At 58.1% G+C, this 18,016-nt stretch carries 17 protein-coding genes and 1 other RNA gene; 13 read left to right on the top strand and 5 right to left on the bottom strand.

Annotated features, from left to right (window positions below; translation table 11 throughout):
- Positions 1-63: 63 nt before the first annotated feature.
- The 6 genes from CTT34_RS01660 (at position 64) to CTT34_RS01685 (ending at position 7,690) form a co-directional block, all read left to right on the top strand.
- A complete protein-coding gene (locus CTT34_RS01660; RefSeq protein ID WP_159340771.1) occupies positions 64-468 on the top strand; it encodes a DUF6950 family protein in 405 nt (134 codons plus the stop codon).
- On the top strand, positions 461-4,966 hold the full coding sequence (locus tag CTT34_RS01665; RefSeq protein WP_159340772.1) for a phage tail tip protein J-related protein: 4,506 nt from the start codon (positions 461-463) through the stop codon (positions 4,964-4,966). Before CTT34_RS01660 ends, CTT34_RS01665 begins: the two co-directional genes overlap by 8 nt.
- Positions 4,967-4,975: 9 nt before the next feature.
- Positions 4,976-5,365, top strand: coding sequence for a hypothetical protein (locus CTT34_RS01670; RefSeq protein ID WP_159340773.1), 390 nt, complete (start codon positions 4,976-4,978; stop codon positions 5,363-5,365).
- Positions 5,352-5,711, top strand: coding sequence for a hypothetical protein (locus CTT34_RS01675; RefSeq protein WP_159340774.1), 360 nt, complete (start codon positions 5,352-5,354; stop codon positions 5,709-5,711). Before CTT34_RS01670 ends, CTT34_RS01675 begins: the two co-directional genes overlap by 14 nt.
- Complete coding sequence (locus tag CTT34_RS01680) at positions 5,708-7,036, top strand: phage tail fiber protein (RefSeq protein ID WP_159340775.1); 1,329 nt, start codon at positions 5,708-5,710, stop codon at positions 7,034-7,036. Before CTT34_RS01675 ends, CTT34_RS01680 begins: the two co-directional genes overlap by 4 nt.
- A 360-nt stretch (positions 7,037-7,396) precedes the next feature.
- A complete protein-coding gene (locus tag CTT34_RS01685) occupies positions 7,397-7,690 on the top strand; it encodes a hypothetical protein (protein WP_159340776.1) in 294 nt (97 codons plus the stop codon).
- A 298-nt stretch (positions 7,691-7,988) separates the two neighbouring features.
- On the opposite strand, the gene CTT34_RS01690 is transcribed toward CTT34_RS01685, so the two are convergent.
- Complete coding sequence (locus tag CTT34_RS01690) at positions 7,989-8,219, bottom strand: DUF1654 domain-containing protein (RefSeq protein WP_159340777.1); 231 nt, start codon at positions 8,217-8,219, stop codon at positions 7,989-7,991.
- Between the two features lie 96 nt (positions 8,220-8,315).
- Between CTT34_RS01690 and CTT34_RS01695 the strand changes: the two genes are divergently transcribed.
- Positions 8,316-8,903: a HEPN domain-containing protein gene (locus CTT34_RS01695; RefSeq protein WP_159340778.1), complete on the top strand. Its 588-nt coding sequence runs from the start codon at positions 8,316-8,318 to the stop codon at positions 8,901-8,903.
- Positions 8,904-8,995: 92 nt separating this feature from the next.
- On the opposite strand, the gene ssrA is transcribed toward CTT34_RS01695, so the two are convergent.
- Positions 8,996-9,375, bottom strand: a transfer-messenger RNA (tmRNA) gene (gene ssrA / locus CTT34_RS01700).
- A 44-nt stretch (positions 9,376-9,419) separates the two neighbouring features.
- Positions 9,420-9,911, bottom strand: coding sequence for an SsrA-binding protein SmpB (gene smpB / locus CTT34_RS01705; protein ID WP_062360527.1), 492 nt, complete (start codon positions 9,909-9,911; stop codon positions 9,420-9,422).
- 126 nt (positions 9,912-10,037) lie between these two features.
- Here smpB and CTT34_RS01710 point away from each other — a divergent pair, with 126 nt between their 5' ends.
- A complete protein-coding gene (locus tag CTT34_RS01710) occupies positions 10,038-10,472 on the top strand; it encodes a type II toxin-antitoxin system RatA family toxin (protein ID WP_159340779.1) in 435 nt (144 codons plus the stop codon).
- Positions 10,462-10,773, top strand: coding sequence for an RnfH family protein (locus tag CTT34_RS01715; RefSeq protein ID WP_159340780.1), 312 nt, complete (start codon positions 10,462-10,464; stop codon positions 10,771-10,773). Before CTT34_RS01710 ends, CTT34_RS01715 begins: the two co-directional genes overlap by 11 nt.
- A 7-nt stretch (positions 10,774-10,780) precedes the next feature.
- On the opposite strand, the gene bamE is transcribed toward CTT34_RS01715, so the two are convergent.
- Positions 10,781-11,245: an outer membrane protein assembly factor BamE gene (gene bamE, locus CTT34_RS01720; RefSeq protein ID WP_159340781.1), complete on the bottom strand. Its 465-nt coding sequence runs from the start codon at positions 11,243-11,245 to the stop codon at positions 10,781-10,783.
- Positions 11,246-11,317: 72 nt separating this feature from the next.
- Here bamE and fur point away from each other — a divergent pair, with 72 nt between their 5' ends.
- On the top strand, positions 11,318-11,770 hold the full coding sequence (gene fur, locus CTT34_RS01725) for a ferric iron uptake transcriptional regulator (protein ID WP_016915905.1): 453 nt from the start codon (positions 11,318-11,320) through the stop codon (positions 11,768-11,770).
- Between the two features lie 182 nt (positions 11,771-11,952).
- Here the strand turns inward: fur and recN are convergent, their stop codons facing one another.
- Positions 11,953-13,626 carry a DNA repair protein RecN gene (recN, locus tag CTT34_RS01730; RefSeq protein ID WP_159340782.1) on the bottom strand — a complete coding sequence of 558 codons (1,674 nt, stop codon included), beginning with the start codon at positions 13,624-13,626 and terminating at the stop codon, positions 11,953-11,955.
- Between the two features lie 199 nt (positions 13,627-13,825).
- On the opposite strand from recN, the gene grpE reads away from it, so the two are divergent.
- From grpE to dnaJ, 3 genes are all read left to right on the top strand, one after another.
- Positions 13,826-14,455, top strand: a complete 630-nt coding sequence (gene grpE / locus CTT34_RS01735; protein ID WP_159340783.1) for a nucleotide exchange factor GrpE — start codon at positions 13,826-13,828, stop codon at positions 14,453-14,455.
- A gap of 152 nt (positions 14,456-14,607) precedes the next feature.
- Positions 14,608-16,539 (top strand): molecular chaperone DnaK, encoded by a 1,932-nt coding sequence (dnaK, locus tag CTT34_RS01740; RefSeq protein ID WP_159340784.1) that lies wholly within the window; start codon positions 14,608-14,610, stop codon positions 16,537-16,539.
- A gap of 109 nt (positions 16,540-16,648) precedes the next feature.
- Positions 16,649-17,803 (top strand): molecular chaperone DnaJ, encoded by a 1,155-nt coding sequence (dnaJ, locus tag CTT34_RS01745; RefSeq protein WP_159340785.1) that lies wholly within the window; start codon positions 16,649-16,651, stop codon positions 17,801-17,803.
- The last annotated feature ends 213 nt before the right edge of the window (positions 17,804-18,016 follow it).

Below are 18,016 nucleotides of genomic sequence, written 5' to 3' on the forward strand. Positions count from 1 at the left end.
TCCTGTTGGATTCTTAATGTCAATGCACTAACGACTCTATCACAGATTATTTCAGGGTAATTCATGCGCTATCGAGACTGGACCACCCAGCTCCACAATGCCATTCAGGCCGCCTCCGGGCGGCCTTTTTTGTGGGGTGAGTTTGACTGCTGCCTATTCGCTGCTGATTGCTGCATCGCCATTTGCGGCGTTGACCCAGCCGCCAAATACCGTGGCCGATACCACACAGAGCTAGGCGCTAAGCGCGTGCTTCGCACTACTCACGGCAGCCTGGAAGCTGCTTGGGATGAAGCGTTTAAGCGTGTGCCTGTGACCATGCGCCAACGGGGTGATGTGGTGCTGTTTGATAGCGAGTTCGGCCGCTGTGTGGGTGTGGTGTGGGCGAACGCTATTTGGGCAGTTACAGAAACAGGCGTGCACCGAGTGCAGGCAGAACCGCTGGTATGTTGGAGAGTCGGCCATGAGTAAAGCGGTCAAAGCGGTTGCAGGGGTCGCGGCGGCGGTGGTGGGGTTTGCCACTGGTCAGGCTTGGCTTGTGGCCGTTGGTGGCGGGTTACTTTCCCAAAGCCTTGCCAAGACTCCCAGCGTTGGGAGCGGCACTCAAACCGAGCTAAAACAGGTTATCCGCAGCTCAAAAGAGCCCGCTCGCTACGTGTTTGGCCGCGCCGGTACCGGTGCATTGTTGGCGTGGGCGCAAGAGCAACCGGGCGAACAGCAGGAGAACGAACGGCTGCACCTGGTGTACGTGCTGACCGAGGGCACCATCGCAGGCCTTGATCAGATCTACGTCGATCAAGAGCCGGTGGCCAGCGCGGGCGACCGCATCGAATACCAGCTCATCACCGGCGCCACTGCCCCCGATGCCTACATGCTGGCGAATAGCCCGGATTGGCAAAACAGCCAGATTGGGCGTGATCTCTCTTGGGTGCGCGTCACTCTCAAATACGACCCCGACTACTTTGCCAGCGGCATTCCGGATCTGCTCTTTGAGTACCGTGGCCGTAACGATATTTACGACCCGCGCACCTTAACCAGCGGCTACACCAACAACGCCGCGCTGGTCATCCTGTGGTACATCCGCCACCGTTTGCGCGTGCCCGATGATGAGATCCTGTGGGATACGTTCATCGATGCCGCGAACGTGTGCGATGAGATCATCACGAACCCAGACGGCAGCACCGAGCGCCGCTATACCGTCAGCGGTGGCTTCAAAGCCGACGAGCGTAAAGACCGCGTATTGGCAGACCTAGAGGCCGCGTGCGCGGGCTCGCTGATTCGCGTGGGCGGTAAGTTTGGCTTACAGGTGGGCGCGTACTACGGCCCCTATGAGCTGACCATTGATGAAGACATGGTGATCGGCACCGTTACCGGGCAAACCGAGGTATCACGCGCCGATGCCGTGAACACCATGCGCGGCAAGTTTATCTCTCCGGAACAGCGCTGGACTGAAACCGACTACCCCGCCGTGAGCGTGGCCGAGTGGGTGGCTGAAGATGGGGAGGAAATTGAGGATACGCTAGATCTCCGTTTCGTCAGCAGCCCCTACCAAGCTCAACGCCTCGCCAATATCGCGCTACGCCGTAAGCGGGCCGGGGGCACGTTAGAGCTACCGCTGAACTTCCGGGGCTACGCCTGCCGCCCGGGCCGGGTTGTGCAGGTGGCCTTGCCCACGCTGAATATCAGCGGTGAGTTCCGCGTGGTTGACTGGGATTTCAGCGGGGAAAACGGCTGCCGCGTCACGCTGCAGCAGGAACAGCCCGAGATCTACGACGACGCCGTGGGCCAACCCTTTAACCCGTTCGGCTTCATCCAACTGCCTGCTGGTGGCATCGGCTCGCCTACGGGCCTGCAGTACGTGCTACAAAACGTGGGCGAAGTCATCCAAGGTCGTTTGGTGTGGAACCCGGTAGACGCCGCGCTGCATTACAACGTGGTGATCAAGCGCGACGGCGTGGCCGTACAAGCGGCACAAGTGCCCGCAGGCGTAGAGCGCTGTGACGTGGGCGGGCTGGAAGCGGGGAGCTACACAGCAGAAGTGCGGGCGCGTGGGCGGCTGGGGCAGTCTGGCCCTGCCGTGGTGTCGTTTGCCATCAACGTACCGCCGATGCCGGAGAGCGTCGGTATCTCTGCCGCGAACGACAGCATCACCCTAACGCCACGCCTGAGTGGCAGCTATGGCCGGGTAGAATTCGAGTTCCGCTGGAGTGCTACACAGCTACCGCTTAACCAGGTGGCCGCCAGCGCTGAGTATCTGAGCATTGGTGCCAGCTATACCCACACAGGTTTAACGTGGGGCACCGATTACCACTACTACGTGCGCAGCGTAAACGCCTACGGTGCCAGCCCCTGGCTCTACGTGCCAGCTTCTACCACCGCTGACATTGAGCAGATCCTGCAGGGGCTAACGGGCGAGATCCGCGAAAGCGCATTAGACCAGGCCCTACAGGAGCGCATCGACAAAATCGACGGTCCTGCATCGCTACCCGGCAGCGTTGCCCAACGCATCGCCGCCGAAGCGGAGCAGCGTGGCGAGGAAGTCGAGACGGTGCGAAGCGAGCTGGTCGACGGCTTTGAAGCCGAAGCCCTGGCCCGTGCCCAAGCCATCCAGCAGGAAACCGACAACCGCACGGTGGCCATCACTGCACTGAGCGAGCAGGTAGAAACCGAGTTCGGGCTGCTGGGGTTAGAGATCAACGCCATTGCAGCGGCCTACGATGCCGCGGCGGCGTCGATCTACACCATGACCCAGATCCGTATCAACGACGCGGAAGTGGTGGCCACTCAGATCAACCAGCTGAGCGGGCGTGTAGAGGACAACGAATCGCTGATCCTCGACGAACGGCAGATTCGTACCAACCAGTACAGCTCGCTGGCCACGCAGGTAGGTATTCTCTCAGCACGACTGGATGCCCGCCCATCGCTCAATAGCGGCTTTGAGCCGGGGGCGGATTTTGACGCCTGGAGCGCGACCAGCGGCAACGCCATTAGCGCCGTCACCAGCGGTGTTTATAGTGGGCTGCAATCCGCGTTGGTCACCTCGACCACCAGCAGCGCGAACCCTAACGGCGGGGGCGTGCGTCGCATCATCGCGCCTGAAACGGCGGCGGAGTTTGCAGGGCATGAGATCCGCCTAGCAGTGTATGCCAAACAGCCCGCCACCGGCGCGGCCGCAGAGTTCGCGCTGGCGTATCAGATCGCCGGGCAGTCGGTGCAATGGCAGCGGTTTACGCCGGGCGCTGAGTGGGCGTTTTATGACGTCGTGATCGACGTCCCCGAAGGCACCGGCGGCGCGCAGCATGCCGTTGCGATTTGGGGCAGCACCGCCGGGGGTGGCAACGGTGTGCAGGTCGACCGCTTGCTAGTGACCTTTGCGGAAACGGACATTCCCGAAGTCACCGCCGCTATCGAACAGATCCAACAAGCCCTGGTCGATCAACAGCAGGCCGTAGCGCAAGAGCTGAGCGGCTTTGAAACGCAGCTCAACAGCAACAGCGCGGCTATTCAGGAGGAAATAACCACTCGCAGCACGTTAACCGATTCGCTGGCCACCAGCGTGCAAACCCTGCAGGCGCAAACCCAGGACAACGCCGCGGCGATTATTGCCGAGCGCGACGCATGGAGTAGCGAAACCGACGCCCTTGCTCAGCAGATAGAGCAGCTGGTCGCGGATTTAGGCGATGGCGGTGTGGCATCGCTGGAAGAAGAACGGCAGGTGCGTCGCAGTGAAGATGAGTACTTAGCATCTCTGCAGCGAGTACTTGCTGCCGCCGAAGGTGTCAACTCTGCTACGTATCAGTTCCAGACCACTACCCGTCTAACCGCCGAAGAAGCCGAAGCGCGCCGCAACGAGCAGCTACAGGCGGAAATCAGCGACAACAAAGCAGCAATACAGAATGAAGCGAGCGTTCGTGCTACACAGCTCGGCGCTCAGGCATCGCAGCTTAGTGCCCTACAAAGCACCGCGAGCGGCAATACCGCCGCGATTCAAGAGGAGGCCAACACGCGGGCAGACCAGTACGGCGCACTGGCTCAGCAGATCGACATTGTTCAAGTGCAGTTCAATGAAGAGCTCGCCAGCGTTCAGCAGAACACCCAAGCGCAGTACAACGAAAACACAGAGCGGCTGGAAGCGATGTGGACGCTACGCATCGACAACGGCGGGCGGGTGTCGGGCTTTGGGTTAGCCGACGACGGCCAAGAAAGCTTGCTGGGTTTCCGCGCCGACCGTATCTACTTCGCCCACCCCAACAGCGGCGACGAAGTTTTCCCAATGGTGTTGGATGCCGGGTCGGTCGTGATGAACGATGCGCTGATCACGAAACTGTTGTTTACCAAACTGCGCAGCAGTGACGGCAGCGTAGTGTTTCAAAACGGCAAGCTGCAGGCGTCGTATATCGCCGCCGACCAGCTCACTGTGAATTGGGCGCAGATTCAGAACGTCACTGTTCAGCGGGCGCAAATTGCCGATGCGGCTATCTCCGCCGCCAAGATTGGCATTGCCGAGGTAGACACCCTGCGAATCCAAGGGAACGCCGTCACGATTCCGCTGGCCGTGCAAAACGCTGGGGCCGTTCAGATTGCCCACGGCTCCCCAGGGTTTAGCGGCTGGCAGCCGGTGGCAAACATCAATACGGGCCGCGTCATGGAAGGGGGCGGTTCAGTCCAAGGGGTTGTGTTTGTTGCGTGGGAAACGTACATGGATACCGATCGGAACGGGTCAGCGAGTGAGTTAGAGGTGGAACTGTACAGCACTGCGACCGGCGCCACGCTGTTTCGTGGTCTGTATACCCATGTCTACGGCGACTCCCGGCGAGACGCATACACCCTAGATAGCCGGCTGATCGGATTCCCAGTATCTGGCACTGATCTACGACTGCGTGCGCGGGCTAAAAGCACTGTGGCCGCCGGGATACATGACTACCGGGTTATCAACGGCCGTATCACTCTCATCATCACAAAGCGGTGATCTATGAGCATGAGCACTAAGCATTTCCTGTTTTACGACGCCGATGGTCGCATCACTGCGCAATTCTCGGCACCTTCAGCACGTTATGCGCGGCGGCAGGGCCAGCGTTACGCCCTGGCTAGCGGCCATGAGTCCGCCGCCACCCACTATGTGGACGTGGCTACCCGACAAGTACGGGCTAAGCGCTCGCTTGACATCGATCAACGCACTGACGGCATGACCATCACGCTAGACGGCATACCCGCTGGTGTGACGGTGGCTACCAATGGCCAGCAAGCGGTGACCAATGGCGCGCCGCTAGTCATCACGTATGACCTTCCTGGCACATATGAAATCCGGTTAAGCGGCCATATCGAGTACCTAGATAGGGTGGAGGAGGTGACCGTTGACGACGCTTAACGCGCACACGTTCGCAAGCCGCACCGATGCCGAGACACACTACTTGGCGTTGATTGACAGCGCGGCGGCGGCGGCTCGGCACATTGACCCGGCCCAAGCCGAGGTGTACCGGGAAAAGCTGGCAGAGGCGAAAGCGGGCGGTGGGCCACGGCTCATTGCCGAAGCCGCCGCGCTGGGCATTGACGCTGAGACAGTGCTTAACGGAGTACTCAAAAACCACGAACAGCGGCAGCAGCATATCCACCGCATCGAGCTAGCCCGCATCACCGCCAAAGCCGCAGTGCGCAACGCCGCAAATGCTGCAGCTATGCACCGCATTTATCGAGAGTATCAGGAGGCGCTATGAGCGCAGAGCAGGATTTAGCCAACGCCAACGTGCAGATCGCGAACTTGATTGCAGAAGTGACGCGTTTCCGCGACGCGGCGATGGGCATCAACAACATCTGGCCGACAATCACCGAGGGGCGGAACAACACGGCGGATGGCAAGTATTTCTCGGTACCGGGCGATGGTGCTTACCTAAAGCTTTACCGCCGTGCCGGTACTAGCCAAACGCTGATCGCAGAGTTTCCCGATCGTGCTCAAGTGCAAAGCTTGATTGATACGTTGGGTGGGCGTGGGGTCGTGGGTGGTTCTGGGGATTTGATGGCTGTGGGGGCGTTTGGTTTGGGCTCTAACTCAGCACCAATATTACAAGATGCTGACAACAATGAAATGCAGATTGGATTGTATACTATTCGCAGCGGCGTCACGGTCGGCGGCTCCCCAATCGCCAATGGATTTCTATTCAATAATAAGTATACAAGTGGGCGTGTCTGTCATATATACGTAGACGAGTCAGTTAATCCAAGAGCTTTTTTGCGCACATACAATTCTGGAGCGGGCGGTTGGGGTCAGTCGTTCCAGTTTTATACAACACGTAATACCACAGTTGACAGCAACGGTTTCATCAAGGCTGCATCGCCCATTTTCCGCATCGCCAACAGCGCAGAGAGCGCGACCGACGAAAGCCATAATTTCACCGCCGCGGGAGCGGGCGCGGCAAATAGCCAAGCCCAAGGCGTCACTGCTTCACACAATGGCGTCGGATTTTACACCGTTGCAGGTTCTTTAGGCTTCGCTGCTAATGGCTGGACAGTTGAGATACCCCAGGACAGCAACGGCAATCGTTTGTGTGTTGTGGAAACTGAGCAAGCAGACGATGGCACTATCACTGTGCGCACGTTCTCCAAAAAGGTCGATTCAGCGACGGGTGATGTAGTAGCCGATCAGCCGATGGATATTCCCGAAGGGCGCTGGATCGATCTACGCCTGAGGATGCCGGAACCACCCACTATCGACCACCCGGACGACGCTCCAGAGCCACCCGCACCGCTCACCCCCGAAGAGCAAGAACAGCAGCGCATCGAGCAGCTAGAACGCTGGCGAGCGAGTGCGGCGATTACGCCACGCCAAGCGCGCTTGGTGTTGGCCAAGCATGGACTGCTGGCTGTCGTTGCCGATGCCATTGCCGCGATTGATGATGATCAAGGTCGCCAGGTGGCAGAGATTGAGTGGGAGTACGCCACCACGATTGAGCGCTCAGCCCCTTGGGTGAGTGTGCTGTATGGGTCGTTGGGGTTGTCGCAGGAGGGCGTAGACGAGTTATTCAGGGAGGCGGCGTCGCTCTGACAACAACGCTGAGCAATTCACGCAGTTTCAGCGGCTGACGGGGTGACGGCAGCGGCTGGTGAAAGCGGTGCGGGAGGCTGGGACAGTGGAGGGGGTGAACGCTATTCAGTGGTAGGGCAACAAAACGCAACATCACACGGGCCGCCTTGAGCGGTTTTTTTGTGCCTTTTGTAAGAGATTTCTTACACAGCCAGTGCTGATTTCCTACATCAATGCAGTGCAGCATGATCTAGAGTGTCGATGTGACGCCATGGAACACCACGATTAGCACGATGGTTGCGTCACAGTTATGGAAGATGAACTGATTTAAAAGGATTTAAGAGTGCCACGGACGGCGCTGCTTTAGGAATATTCATACCAATGAAGCCTGCCACTATAATTACCGCTCTATTTCTTTCGACACCTTTACTAGCTCAAGAGCTACCGATTGAAAGCCATGCTCCAGTCTGTGGAAATGGCTCTGTTGAAATGAGCGATGAAGCGCTGTCTGAGATGTTGGACTGCGTACTGGAACAACGCGATGCCATGGGATATTTGATGGATCGTTGGTCAAATTATACGGCTGAGCTGAGGCAAGCCTGCGTGGCACGCTCACGCAGTGGGGCAACCGTTGACTATGCCGAGCTTGAAGCCTGCGTGAAAGAAGAAGCTTAACGCTTCTACTTCCAAAGTCTCCGAACCACTCCCCACTCCCCATCCGGGTTTCGCGCCATGCGCCAAACGCCTTCGCGCATTAAATCCCGCCGCGTGATGATGTACGCCGCTGTGCCAGGTGTACGGCAGTCCTCAGGATCAAAGCTAGTGCCGTGGCGCCCGCTATAGAGATAGCCGTTGTGAATGATGTGAAACTCAATCACACAACGGGGGAGTGATGCAGAGGTAAAACGACGCCATCCATTGCGTCCGCGCTCTAGTTTCTTTCGCCAAACCGTAGCCCGGTACCGATCATCCATTACATTGCCTCTTCAGGATTCCAGCGTAAGCGCACAGACTCGCCTTTGTCATCAAGGGGGATCATGGTTACGTTCTCTACAGTGCCCAGATCTGCAAGTAGCTGTGCCCAGTCTTCTGCGGCATCTTCAGCCTGACGTTGGATCTCAACGCAGTGCCTCGACTGGGCGTCAGGGCTACCGATCTTACGCTTCACACGAAGAACAAGTTTTTCATAGCTCTGAATGCCCATAATAAAATACCTTTTTAATGTTTTTTTTATACAGTATATAGGTTGCTAATCCATGGCAAGATAAAGCCATTACATTAGCTATTTCGGAGCTGGTTTATGCACGATCAGGGCGACAATTACTTAACGGCTAATCAGATGCATCCGAATCATTGGAGAAACCGTGCAGCCGATTTACACGCATCGGCAGGAGCAGTGTGGTACGCGATGACTCTAGGCAGTGAGGATGTGAGGAAAAGCATAGGGAAATGGGAAGGGTTTGATATGGGGGTCGCGTGCAGGCCTGTATATTTCATGCTCTGCGGCTTATCCCTAGAGCTAGCGTTGAAAGCGGTCATCACTTTAAAAGAACCTGACACCAAACTAAAGGGGCACAATTTGGTGACATTGGCACATAAAGCAGGTATCGAGCTAAATACTGAGGATCGGTTGAAGCTCGATTTCTTAACAAGTTCGGTGATTTGGGCGGGCCGCTATCCGGTTCCGAATAACCCAAATGATGAGAAGCTTCGCAGCTACTTTGACCTAGCGTATCAGGTGTTAACTGAGCCAGCTGACTATGTGAAAGAAATAAAGCTAAGACATAGTAGTGACGCACTTGATTGGCCTGATTTCGATAGAATTTGGCAGAGCGTGATGGCGGGTTTCTACGCGCTTGAAGATGGTGCAGCTAGCACGAAAAGCTGACTAAAAAACTGACCAAGCTATGCCTAAACAGGCCACTCTCAGACGACAGACACAAAAAAAGCACCCGTAGGTGCTTGATTTGTAGGGGTGTCTGGTGGAGGCGGCGGGAATTGAACCCGCGTCCGCCAGCACGCGCCCATTGGCTCTACATGCTTAGATTCCGTCATTTGCTTTAGCGCGACTGACTCCGACGGTCAGGATTCAGCCACGCGAGCCTTCTAAAGTTTAACGGTTGACGAGAAGACACCGCCAACCGCGGTCCTATCAGCTTTAGCTCATATCCCCGCAGCGATGAATAGGCACATCACCTTGGGGCCAGACAAGAAGCTAGCAGGGTTTAAGCTGCCAGCGCGCCTTGAGCGTAGTTTTCGTCGTTTGCGACTATTTTTCGTGATGTGGTATTTACGAGATACATCACGCTCTCGGCATGCACCGCAGGGTTTGTCACCGGCGTCGAAACCATGTCGCCCCCTTATTCAAAGCCACATTCTAACGTGCTCACGGCAAATTGACCAGTTATGCCTTGTTATGTTCCCGCATAATTCGGCCTTTTTGGCGATTCCAGTCGCGATCTTTTTCGGTAGCCCGCTTGTCGTGAATTTTCTTACCGGTTACTAGCGCCAGTTCGCACTTTACCTTGTTACGCTTCCAGTAGAGCTTGAGCGGCACACAGGTGTGGCCCTTGTCCTGGGTGACCGAAAAGATTTTGGCGATCTCTTTACGATGCAGCAGCAGTTTACGAGTTCGCGTGGGGTCAGCAATTTCATGGGTGCTGGCCGTGTTCAGCGGCATGATATGACTGCCCAGCAGGAACGCTTCGCCGTTGCGAATCAAAATGTAGGTGTCGGTGAGCTGCGCTTTACCGGCGCGCAGGCTTTTTACTTCCCAGCCCGCCAGCGCCAAGCCCGCTTCGAAGGTTTCGTCGATATGGTACTCAAACCGTGCCTTCTTGTTCTGGGCAATGACACTGCTGCCGGGGCCCTTGCTGTTACCTTTCTTAGTGGCCATGGAACCTCATCGTTGATCTGTCAGTAGCACCCCCTTCGTTATGTGGGGAGGCGTGATACCATTCAAGGTCTGAAAAAATGTTTCCCATGATACGCTTTGGGCACTGTGAAGTCAGCGGAGAGGTCAATGCCAACCGTTAATCGTACCGCCTTGGTGCGGCACACCCCCCAACAAATGTTCGATTTGGTCAATGACTTCGAACGCTACCCCGAGTTCCTGCCGGGGTGCCGCCGGGCGCGTTTGCTCGAGCATGACGCTGATCATCTGATTGGTGAAATGACGCTTGGGCGCGCGGGCGTGGAGCAAACCATTACCACGCGCAACGACCTGTACGCGCCTGAGCGCATCGAGCTGTCGCTAGTGAAAGGGCCGTTCAAACAGCTCAAGGGTCGCTGGCTGTTTACGCCGATGGGCGAAGATGCCTGTAAGGTTAGTTTGGAAATGGAGTTCGTGTTCGCCAATCGGCTGCTGAGCATGGCGTTTGGCAAGCTGTTCCAGCAAATTGCCGGGCAACTGGTCGACGCGTTCACCAAGCGCGCCGATGAGATGTATGGCCGATAACCTGCTGAAGGTAGAGGTCGCCTTCGCATTACCCCACAAACAGCGCATCGTTGCGCTCGTGGTGCCTGAGGGCACGACCGCACGACAAGCCGTCGCGCTGGCCGATTTGCCTAGCCTGTTCCAAGAGGTACCCAGCGACACCTTCGCGCAGGCACCGCTGGGCATATTCGGCAAGGCCATTCGCCAGCCGGACAAAGAGACTCTGCGCGAGGGCGACCGTGTGGAAGTGTATCGCCCGCTACAGATCGACCCGAAAGCGGCCCGCCTAGAGCGGGCCAAGCGTCAGGCCAAAGGGCAGTAGCCCTGGCTTACTCGCCGGTAATGATGGGCTGTGGCTCGGGGGCCGTTTCCGGCGTGGGGGTACGCTGGCTGGGCAGCGTGTCCAGCGGGTCTGCGCCTTCCACGGCGGGGCCCATGCTGCCGTCGGTGCTGATCGGCAGATCACTGGATAAATCGCCTTCCTGTTCGATGTTCACCAAGCGACCCGCGTTATCGAACGTGAGCGTCACGCGGCGCTGCTCGACGCCCTCGTAGGCTTTGTCGACGCGGTAGACATAATCCCACTCACTGGAGTCGAACGGCGCTTCCAGCAGCGGGCGCCCCATGACGTAGGTCACCTGCTCTTGGGTCATACCCGGCTGGAGCTGGCTGACCATCTCCTGGGTGATCAGGTTGCCCTGGGGAATGTCGCGCTTGTAAACGCCAACGTAGCTGCAGCCGCTAACAACGGTCAGGGCAACGGAAAGAGTAATGATACGAGTCAATTTTTGCATTTGAGCCTGTTCTTCACTATCGTGGTTTCGGTCGATGATACCCGACCTAACCTGTTACTGCGAAGAGCAACCATGGCCGATCAGAACCATGAACTGCGCAAAGCCGGGCTGAAAGTGACCCTGCCGCGCGTCAAGATCCTGCAGATTCTCGAAAATGCTTCGGGTCAACACCACCTTAGCGCAGAAGAAGTGTATAAAACACTGATTGATGCGGGCGAGGATGTTGGCCTGGCAACCGTCTACCGCGTATTGACTCAATTCGAGTCGGCGGGCCTTGTGATTCGTCACAACTTCGACGGTGGCCACGCGGTCTTCGAGATGACCCAAGAGGACCACCACGACCATATGGTGTGTCTGGAAAGCGGTGAAATCATCGAATTCGTCGATGACATCATCGAGCGTCGCCAGCAAGAGATCGCCGAAGAGCACGGCTACGAGCTAGTGGACCATGCCCTGGTGCTGTACGTTCGCCCTCGCGGGTCTGATGTGACACGCCAGGATAGCGGCCCAACGAATCGCAAGTAGCGAATCGTTAAGCGCAACGCCGTGTAAAAACGCCCCCAAAGTGCGAGTGAACGTATCACTGGCGCTCTGGGGGCGTTTTGCATTCAACGGAGGCCTAGGTACGCTTTGCCACCTGCGCGAGTCAGGTGGCGTGGGCTTGGATGCTGGGGAGATAGATGCCTGGGCGTTAGAGACCCTGGGAGTTAGTGGGGCGGGCGCTGGCTGGCGTGGAGCATTTCCCGCGCATGGGCCAGGGTTTGGTCGGACAGCGTCACGCCGCCCAGCATACGCGCCAGCTCGCTGATCCGGCCGCGCTCGTCCAGCAGCGCCATGTGGGTGAGCGTGGTGTCTCGCTTGGCGCGCTTTTCTATGTGCAGATGCTGGTGCGCTTGAGCGGCCACTTGAGGCAGGTGGGTCACGGTCATCACCTGACCGTTTTCCCCCAGCTTCCGCAGCAGTTGGCCGACGATTTCCGCCGTTGCCCCAGAAATACCCACGTCCACTTCATCGAAGACGAGGCTCGGAATCGTCGAATGCGACGCCGCCACCACTTGAATGGCCAAGCTGATGCGCGACAGCTCGCCCCCGGAAGCGACCTTGGTGAGCGGCCGGGCGGGTTGGCCCGGGTTGGCGCTGATCAGGAATTGCACGTGGTCCAAGCCCTCGGGGGAAGGCGTTTCGCGCGGGGTGACGTCCACTTCGAAGCGTGCTTTGCCCATGGCCAAGAAGGCCAACTGCTGCTGCACCTCTTTGCCCAGACGCACGGCGGCCTTCTGACGTGCTTCGGTGAGCTGCTTGGCCTCGCTGCGGTAACGCTCGCGGTACTCGGCCACTTGGCTGCTGAGGGCTTCTAGATCGTCATCGCTGGCTTCGAGCTGCGCCACTTCCTGTTTGAGTTGGGCATGCAGCGCACAAATCTCTTCGGGCGCGACGTGGTGCTTACGGGCAATGCGGTGTACGTCGCCCATCCGCTCCTCTACCCACGCCAGCCGCTCTGGATCCAGTTCGGTAGTGCTGGCCAGTCGGTGCAGCTCACTGGCGGCTTCTTCGACTTGAATGCGTGCATCGCTCAACATGGTGAGCGTGTTGGCAAGCGTGCCTTTATCGCTGCCGGGCAGCGCGCTCAGGTGGGCGTAGGCTTGGTTGAGAAGCGACAGGGCGCCCCCTTCATCGCTTTCGCAGCAGTCGGCGGCAAACTGGGTTTCACGCAGGGTCTCTTCGGCGTGGGCCAGGGTGTGCTGTTCCTCTTCCAAGGTTTGCAGCTCGCCTTCGGCAAGGTCTAGCTGATCCAGCTCCTCGACTTGATAGCGCAGCAGTTGGCGTTTGGCCTCGACTTCGCTGCCCTCTTCACTGAGTTTTTTCAGCCGACGGCGAGCGCTGCGCCACTCGCGGAACGTCTCGGCGAGCTGCTGGCTGCGTTCGCGAAGTCCGGCGTAATCATCCAGTAGCGCCAAGTGCGTCTCTTCCCGCATCAAGGCTTGGTGGGCATGCTGGCCATGAATCTGAATCAACTGTTCGCCAAGGGATTTCAAATCGGCAATGGTCGCCGGGTGGCCGTTGATCCACGCCTTGGAGCGGCCGTTGGCAGTGACCACGCGGCGCAGCAGGCACTCGTCGGCGGGCAGTTCGCGGGCCACCAGCCATTCGGTAGCGGCGGGCAGATGCTGAATATCGAAACGGGCGGAGAGATCGGTTCGCTCGCAGCCGTGGCGCACGCTACCCGTATCGGCGCGCTCGCCCAGGCAGAGCCCCAGGGCACCCAACAGAATGGATTTACCCGCCCCAGTTTCGCCCGTAATGGCGGTCATGCCCCGGGTCAGGTCGAGTTCGAGACGATCAACGATCGCGTAGTCTTGGATCGCTAGCTGCGTAAGCATAAGGCCTCCTGAGGCGGTGCGGCACAGAAGCTGGATACTTATCCAATAATTGTTGTTTTATACAGTAGTCGATAACTCACTTCAATGCCCCTCTTGAGATGGCTTTTATGGCCCCCATATAGGCTGCATACGTGGTTAACACCCGCTACTTAACTCAGGTGGCCGCCACCGGCACCGTTACTTATTTCAGGAGCAAGGCATGGCAAAAGAACCGCAAACCCCGTTGGAAGATGAGCTGGCACGCCAAGAGCAGGAAGCAGAGGTCACCGACCAATCTGCCGAGGAGCGGTTGGTGGAAGGCGAACTGGAAGGGCTGATCGATGACGATGCGCCGCTGGAAGGCAGCGCCGGCAGCCCCGAAGCCGACGTGTTGGCCGCCCAGGTAGAAGAGCTGGAGCAGAGCCTAGCGGAAGCCAAAGACCAAGCGCTGCGCGCCGCTGCCGAAGCTCAAAACGTTCGCCGCCGAGCGGAGCAAGAAGCCGAAAAAGCGCGCAAGTTTGCCCTGGAGAAGTTCGTCAAAGAGCTGCTGCCCGTGGTGGATAGCCTTGAGAAAGCCTTGGAAAGCATGCAGGACGACGCGTCCGACGTGCATCGTGAAGGTGTCTCCATGACCCTCAAGATGCAGCTAGACGTGCTGAGCAAGTTTGGCGTCGAAAGCATCGAGCCCCAGGGCGAGCCCTTCGACCCACAGGTGCATGAAGCCATGGCGATGGTGCCGAACCCAGAGCTCGACCCCAACACCGTGATGGATGTGATGCAGAAGGGCTATCTGCTGAACGGCCGCCTCGTTCGCCCTGCCATGGTCGTGGTCAGCCAAAAAGCGAATTAAGCCGCGTTGACGCATTGCAGTAAAAAAAGCCCTTGAAATGCTGCAAGCGGCCCCCAAATAAAGGGCAACTCGCGGGAAAACCCGCAGACGCCAAGTAAGTAACAGCGGCGTAAAACATCAGTTTTGTTTCAACCGAATTCGAGGTTTTTGCTATGGGACGCATTATTGGTATCGACCTGGGCACCACTAACTCTTGTGTGGCCGTGCTCGATGGTGACAGCGCTAAAGTCATTGAAAACGCCGAAGGCGGTCGTACCACGCCTTCCATCATTGCCTACACCGACGACGGCGAAACCCTGGTAGGTCAGGCCGCCAAGCGCCAGGCCGTGACCAACCCGGAAAACACCCTTTACGCCATCAAGCGTCTGATCGGCCGTCGCTTCAAAGACGACGTCGTTCAAAAAGACATCAAGATGGTGCCCTACAAAATCGCTGAAGCTGATAACGGCGATGCGTGGGTAGAAGTGAAAGGCAAAAAAATGGCACCGCCGCAGGTAAGCGCGGAAGTGCTGAAGAAAATGAAGAAGACCGCCGAAGACTATCTCGGCGAAGCGGTCACCGAAGCGGTCATCACCGTACCGGCCTACTTCAACGACAGCCAGCGTCAGGCTACTAAAGATGCGGGCCGCATTGCCGGTCTGGACGTCAAGCGCATCATCAACGAGCCGACCGCCGCAGCGCTTGCCTACGGCATGGACAAATCCCGTGGTGATAAAACCATCGCGGTATACGACCTGGGTGGCGGTACCTTCGATATCTCCATCATCGAAGTCGCCGACGTTGATGGCGAAACGCAGTTCGAAGTGTTGGCGACCAACGGCGACACCTTCCTGGGTGGTGAAGATTTCGACCTGGCGCTGATCAACTATCTGGTCGACCAGTTCAAGTCGGACAGCGGTATCGATCTGTCTGGCGACAATCTGGCCATGCAGCGTCTGAAAGAAGCCGCCGAGAAAGCCAAGATCGAGCTTTCCAGCGCGCAGCAGACCGACGTGAACCTGCCGTACATCACCGCCGACAACACTGGCCCGAAACACCTCAACGTGAAGGTGACCCGTGCCAAGCTGGAGTCGCTGGTCGAAGACCTGGTTCAGCGTTCGCTCGAGCCGTGCAAAATGGCGCTGAAAGATGCAGGCCTGTCCGCGTCTGAAATCGACGAAGTGATTCTGGTCGGCGGTCAGACCCGTATGCCGATGGTTCAGAAGAAAGCGGCAGACTTCTTCGGTAAAGAAGCGCGTAAAGACGTGAACCCGGACGAAGCAGTGGCCGTGGGTGCTGCGATTCAGGGCGGTGTTCTGGGTGGCGACGTTAAAGACGTACTGCTGCTTGACGTGACCCCGCTGACCCTGGGTATCGAAACCCTGGGTGGCGTGATGACGCCGCTGATCGACAAGAACACCACCATCCCGACCAAGAAGACCCAAACCTTCTCGACCGCGGATGACAACCAGACTGCCGTGACCATTCACGTCGTCCAGGGTGAGCGTAAGCAAGTGTCGCAGAACAAGTCGCTGGGTCGCTTCGACCTCGCCGACATTCCGCCGGCACCGCGCGGTGTACCGCAGATCGAAGTGGCGTTCGACCTTGATGCCAACGGTATCCTGAACGTGTCTGCCAAAGATAAGGCAACCGGCAAAGAGCAGTCCATCGTCATCAAAGCGTCCAGCGGCCTCTCCGATGAAGAGATCGAGCAAATGGTACGCGACGCTGAAGCCCACGCGGACGAAGATAAAAAGTTCGAAGCGCTGGTGCAGCTGCGTAACCAAGCGGACGGCATGATTCACGCCACTCGCAAGACCGTTCAAGAAGCGGGCGACAAGGCGACCGATGACGAGAAACAGGCCATCGAAAACGCCATCGCCGAGCTGGAAGAAGCGGTGAAAACCGATGACCAGGACGATATCCAGAAGAAACTGGATGCGCTGACCGAAGTGTCCGGCCAGCTGGCGCAGAAGATGTATGCTGAGCAGGCAGACGCCGCGCAGGCGGGTGGTGAAGGTGCAGAAGAGGCCAACACCAAGCAGGACGATGACGTGGTTGACGCCGAGTACGAAGAAGTCAACGACGACAAGAAGAAGCAGTAACCCACCTCTTTCTGCCAAGGAAAGCGGTGACGCGGGAGGCAACTCCCGCGTTGCTGTTTCCGCGGCCGAGACGCCTATAGTGCGTAGCTAACCAGGAGGCGTAGGACCCATGTCCAAACGCGATTATTACGAAGTCCTGGGTGTCGAAAAAGGGGCCGATCAGAAAGAGATCAAAAAGGCCTATCGCCGTCTGGCGCAAAAATTCCACCCTGATCGAAACCCGGACGATAACACCGCAGCGGAAAAATTCCGTGAAGTGTCGGAAGCCTACGAAGTCTTGAGCGACGGCGAGAAACGCGCGGCCTACGACCAGTTCGGTCATGCCGGTGTGGATGGCCAGGGCGGCGGCTTTGGCGGCGGTGGCTTCGGTGGCGGCGGCGCTGGCGATTTCAGCGACATCTTCGGCGATGTGTTTGGCGATATCTTCGGTGGCGGCGGTGGCCGTCGTCGTGGGCCCAACGCACCCGCACGGGGTTCCGACCTGCGCTACAACCTAGAGCTGGATCTAGAGAGCGCGGTGGCGGGCACCACGGTGGATATCCGCGTCCCGCGCCATATCGAGTGTGACCGCTGTGACGGCGGCGGTGCCGAGCCGGGCTCCACCAAAGAGACCTGCCCCACCTGCCACGGCCACGGTCAGGTACGCATGCAGCAGGGCTTCTTCGCGGTTCAGCAAACCTGCCCGACCTGTCACGGCAGTGGCCAGCACATCAAAGTGCCGTGCCACAAATGTAACGGCGAAGGCCGCGTGCGTGAAACCCGCACGCTCTCGGTGAAGATTCCGCCGGGTGTGGATACCGGCGACCGTATTCGTCTCAACGGCGAAGGCGAGAGCGGCGTGAACGGTGGCCCGGCGGGCGATCTGTACGTTCAGGTTTCCATCAAGCCGCACCACATCTTCAAGCGTGACGGTAAACACCTGCAATGCGACGTGCCGATCAATTTCGTCGATGCAGCACTCGGTGGCGAGTTGGAAGTGCCCACGCTGGATGGCCGCGTGAAGCTGAAGATTCCGCCGGAAACCCAAACCGGCAAACTCTTCCGCCTACGCGGTAAAGGCGTGAAGCCCGTTCGCGGCGGAGCCCCTGGCGACCTGCTGTGCAAAGTAGTGCTGGAAACGCCCGTCAACCTCAACGACGAACAGAAAGACCTGCTTCGCCAACTGCAAGAGAGCTTCGATGGCAGCAACAGCCACAGCCACTCGCCGAAGAAAACCGGTTTCTTCGACAGCGTGAAGAAGTTCTTTGAAGAGATGAAGCCGTAAGAGCCCAGAGCGCTCTGAGGTAACAGCCCCAGCACCCCGGTGCTGGGGCTTTTTTATCTGCATCAACGCAGCAGGTGATCCATCCGCCACGACAAAGCCAGCGGATCAGGCTGGCTGTGCTGCGCGAGCCTAGCGTGAGACAAGCTGTGGCGACTTGCGTCACAATAACAGTATCCGCTTATCAATCGCTGGACGCTAACGAATGAAGGAAGT

It is taken from the genome of Halomonas meridiana, assembly GCF_009846525.1.
Lineage (GTDB): Bacteria > Pseudomonadota > Gammaproteobacteria > Pseudomonadales > Halomonadaceae > Vreelandella.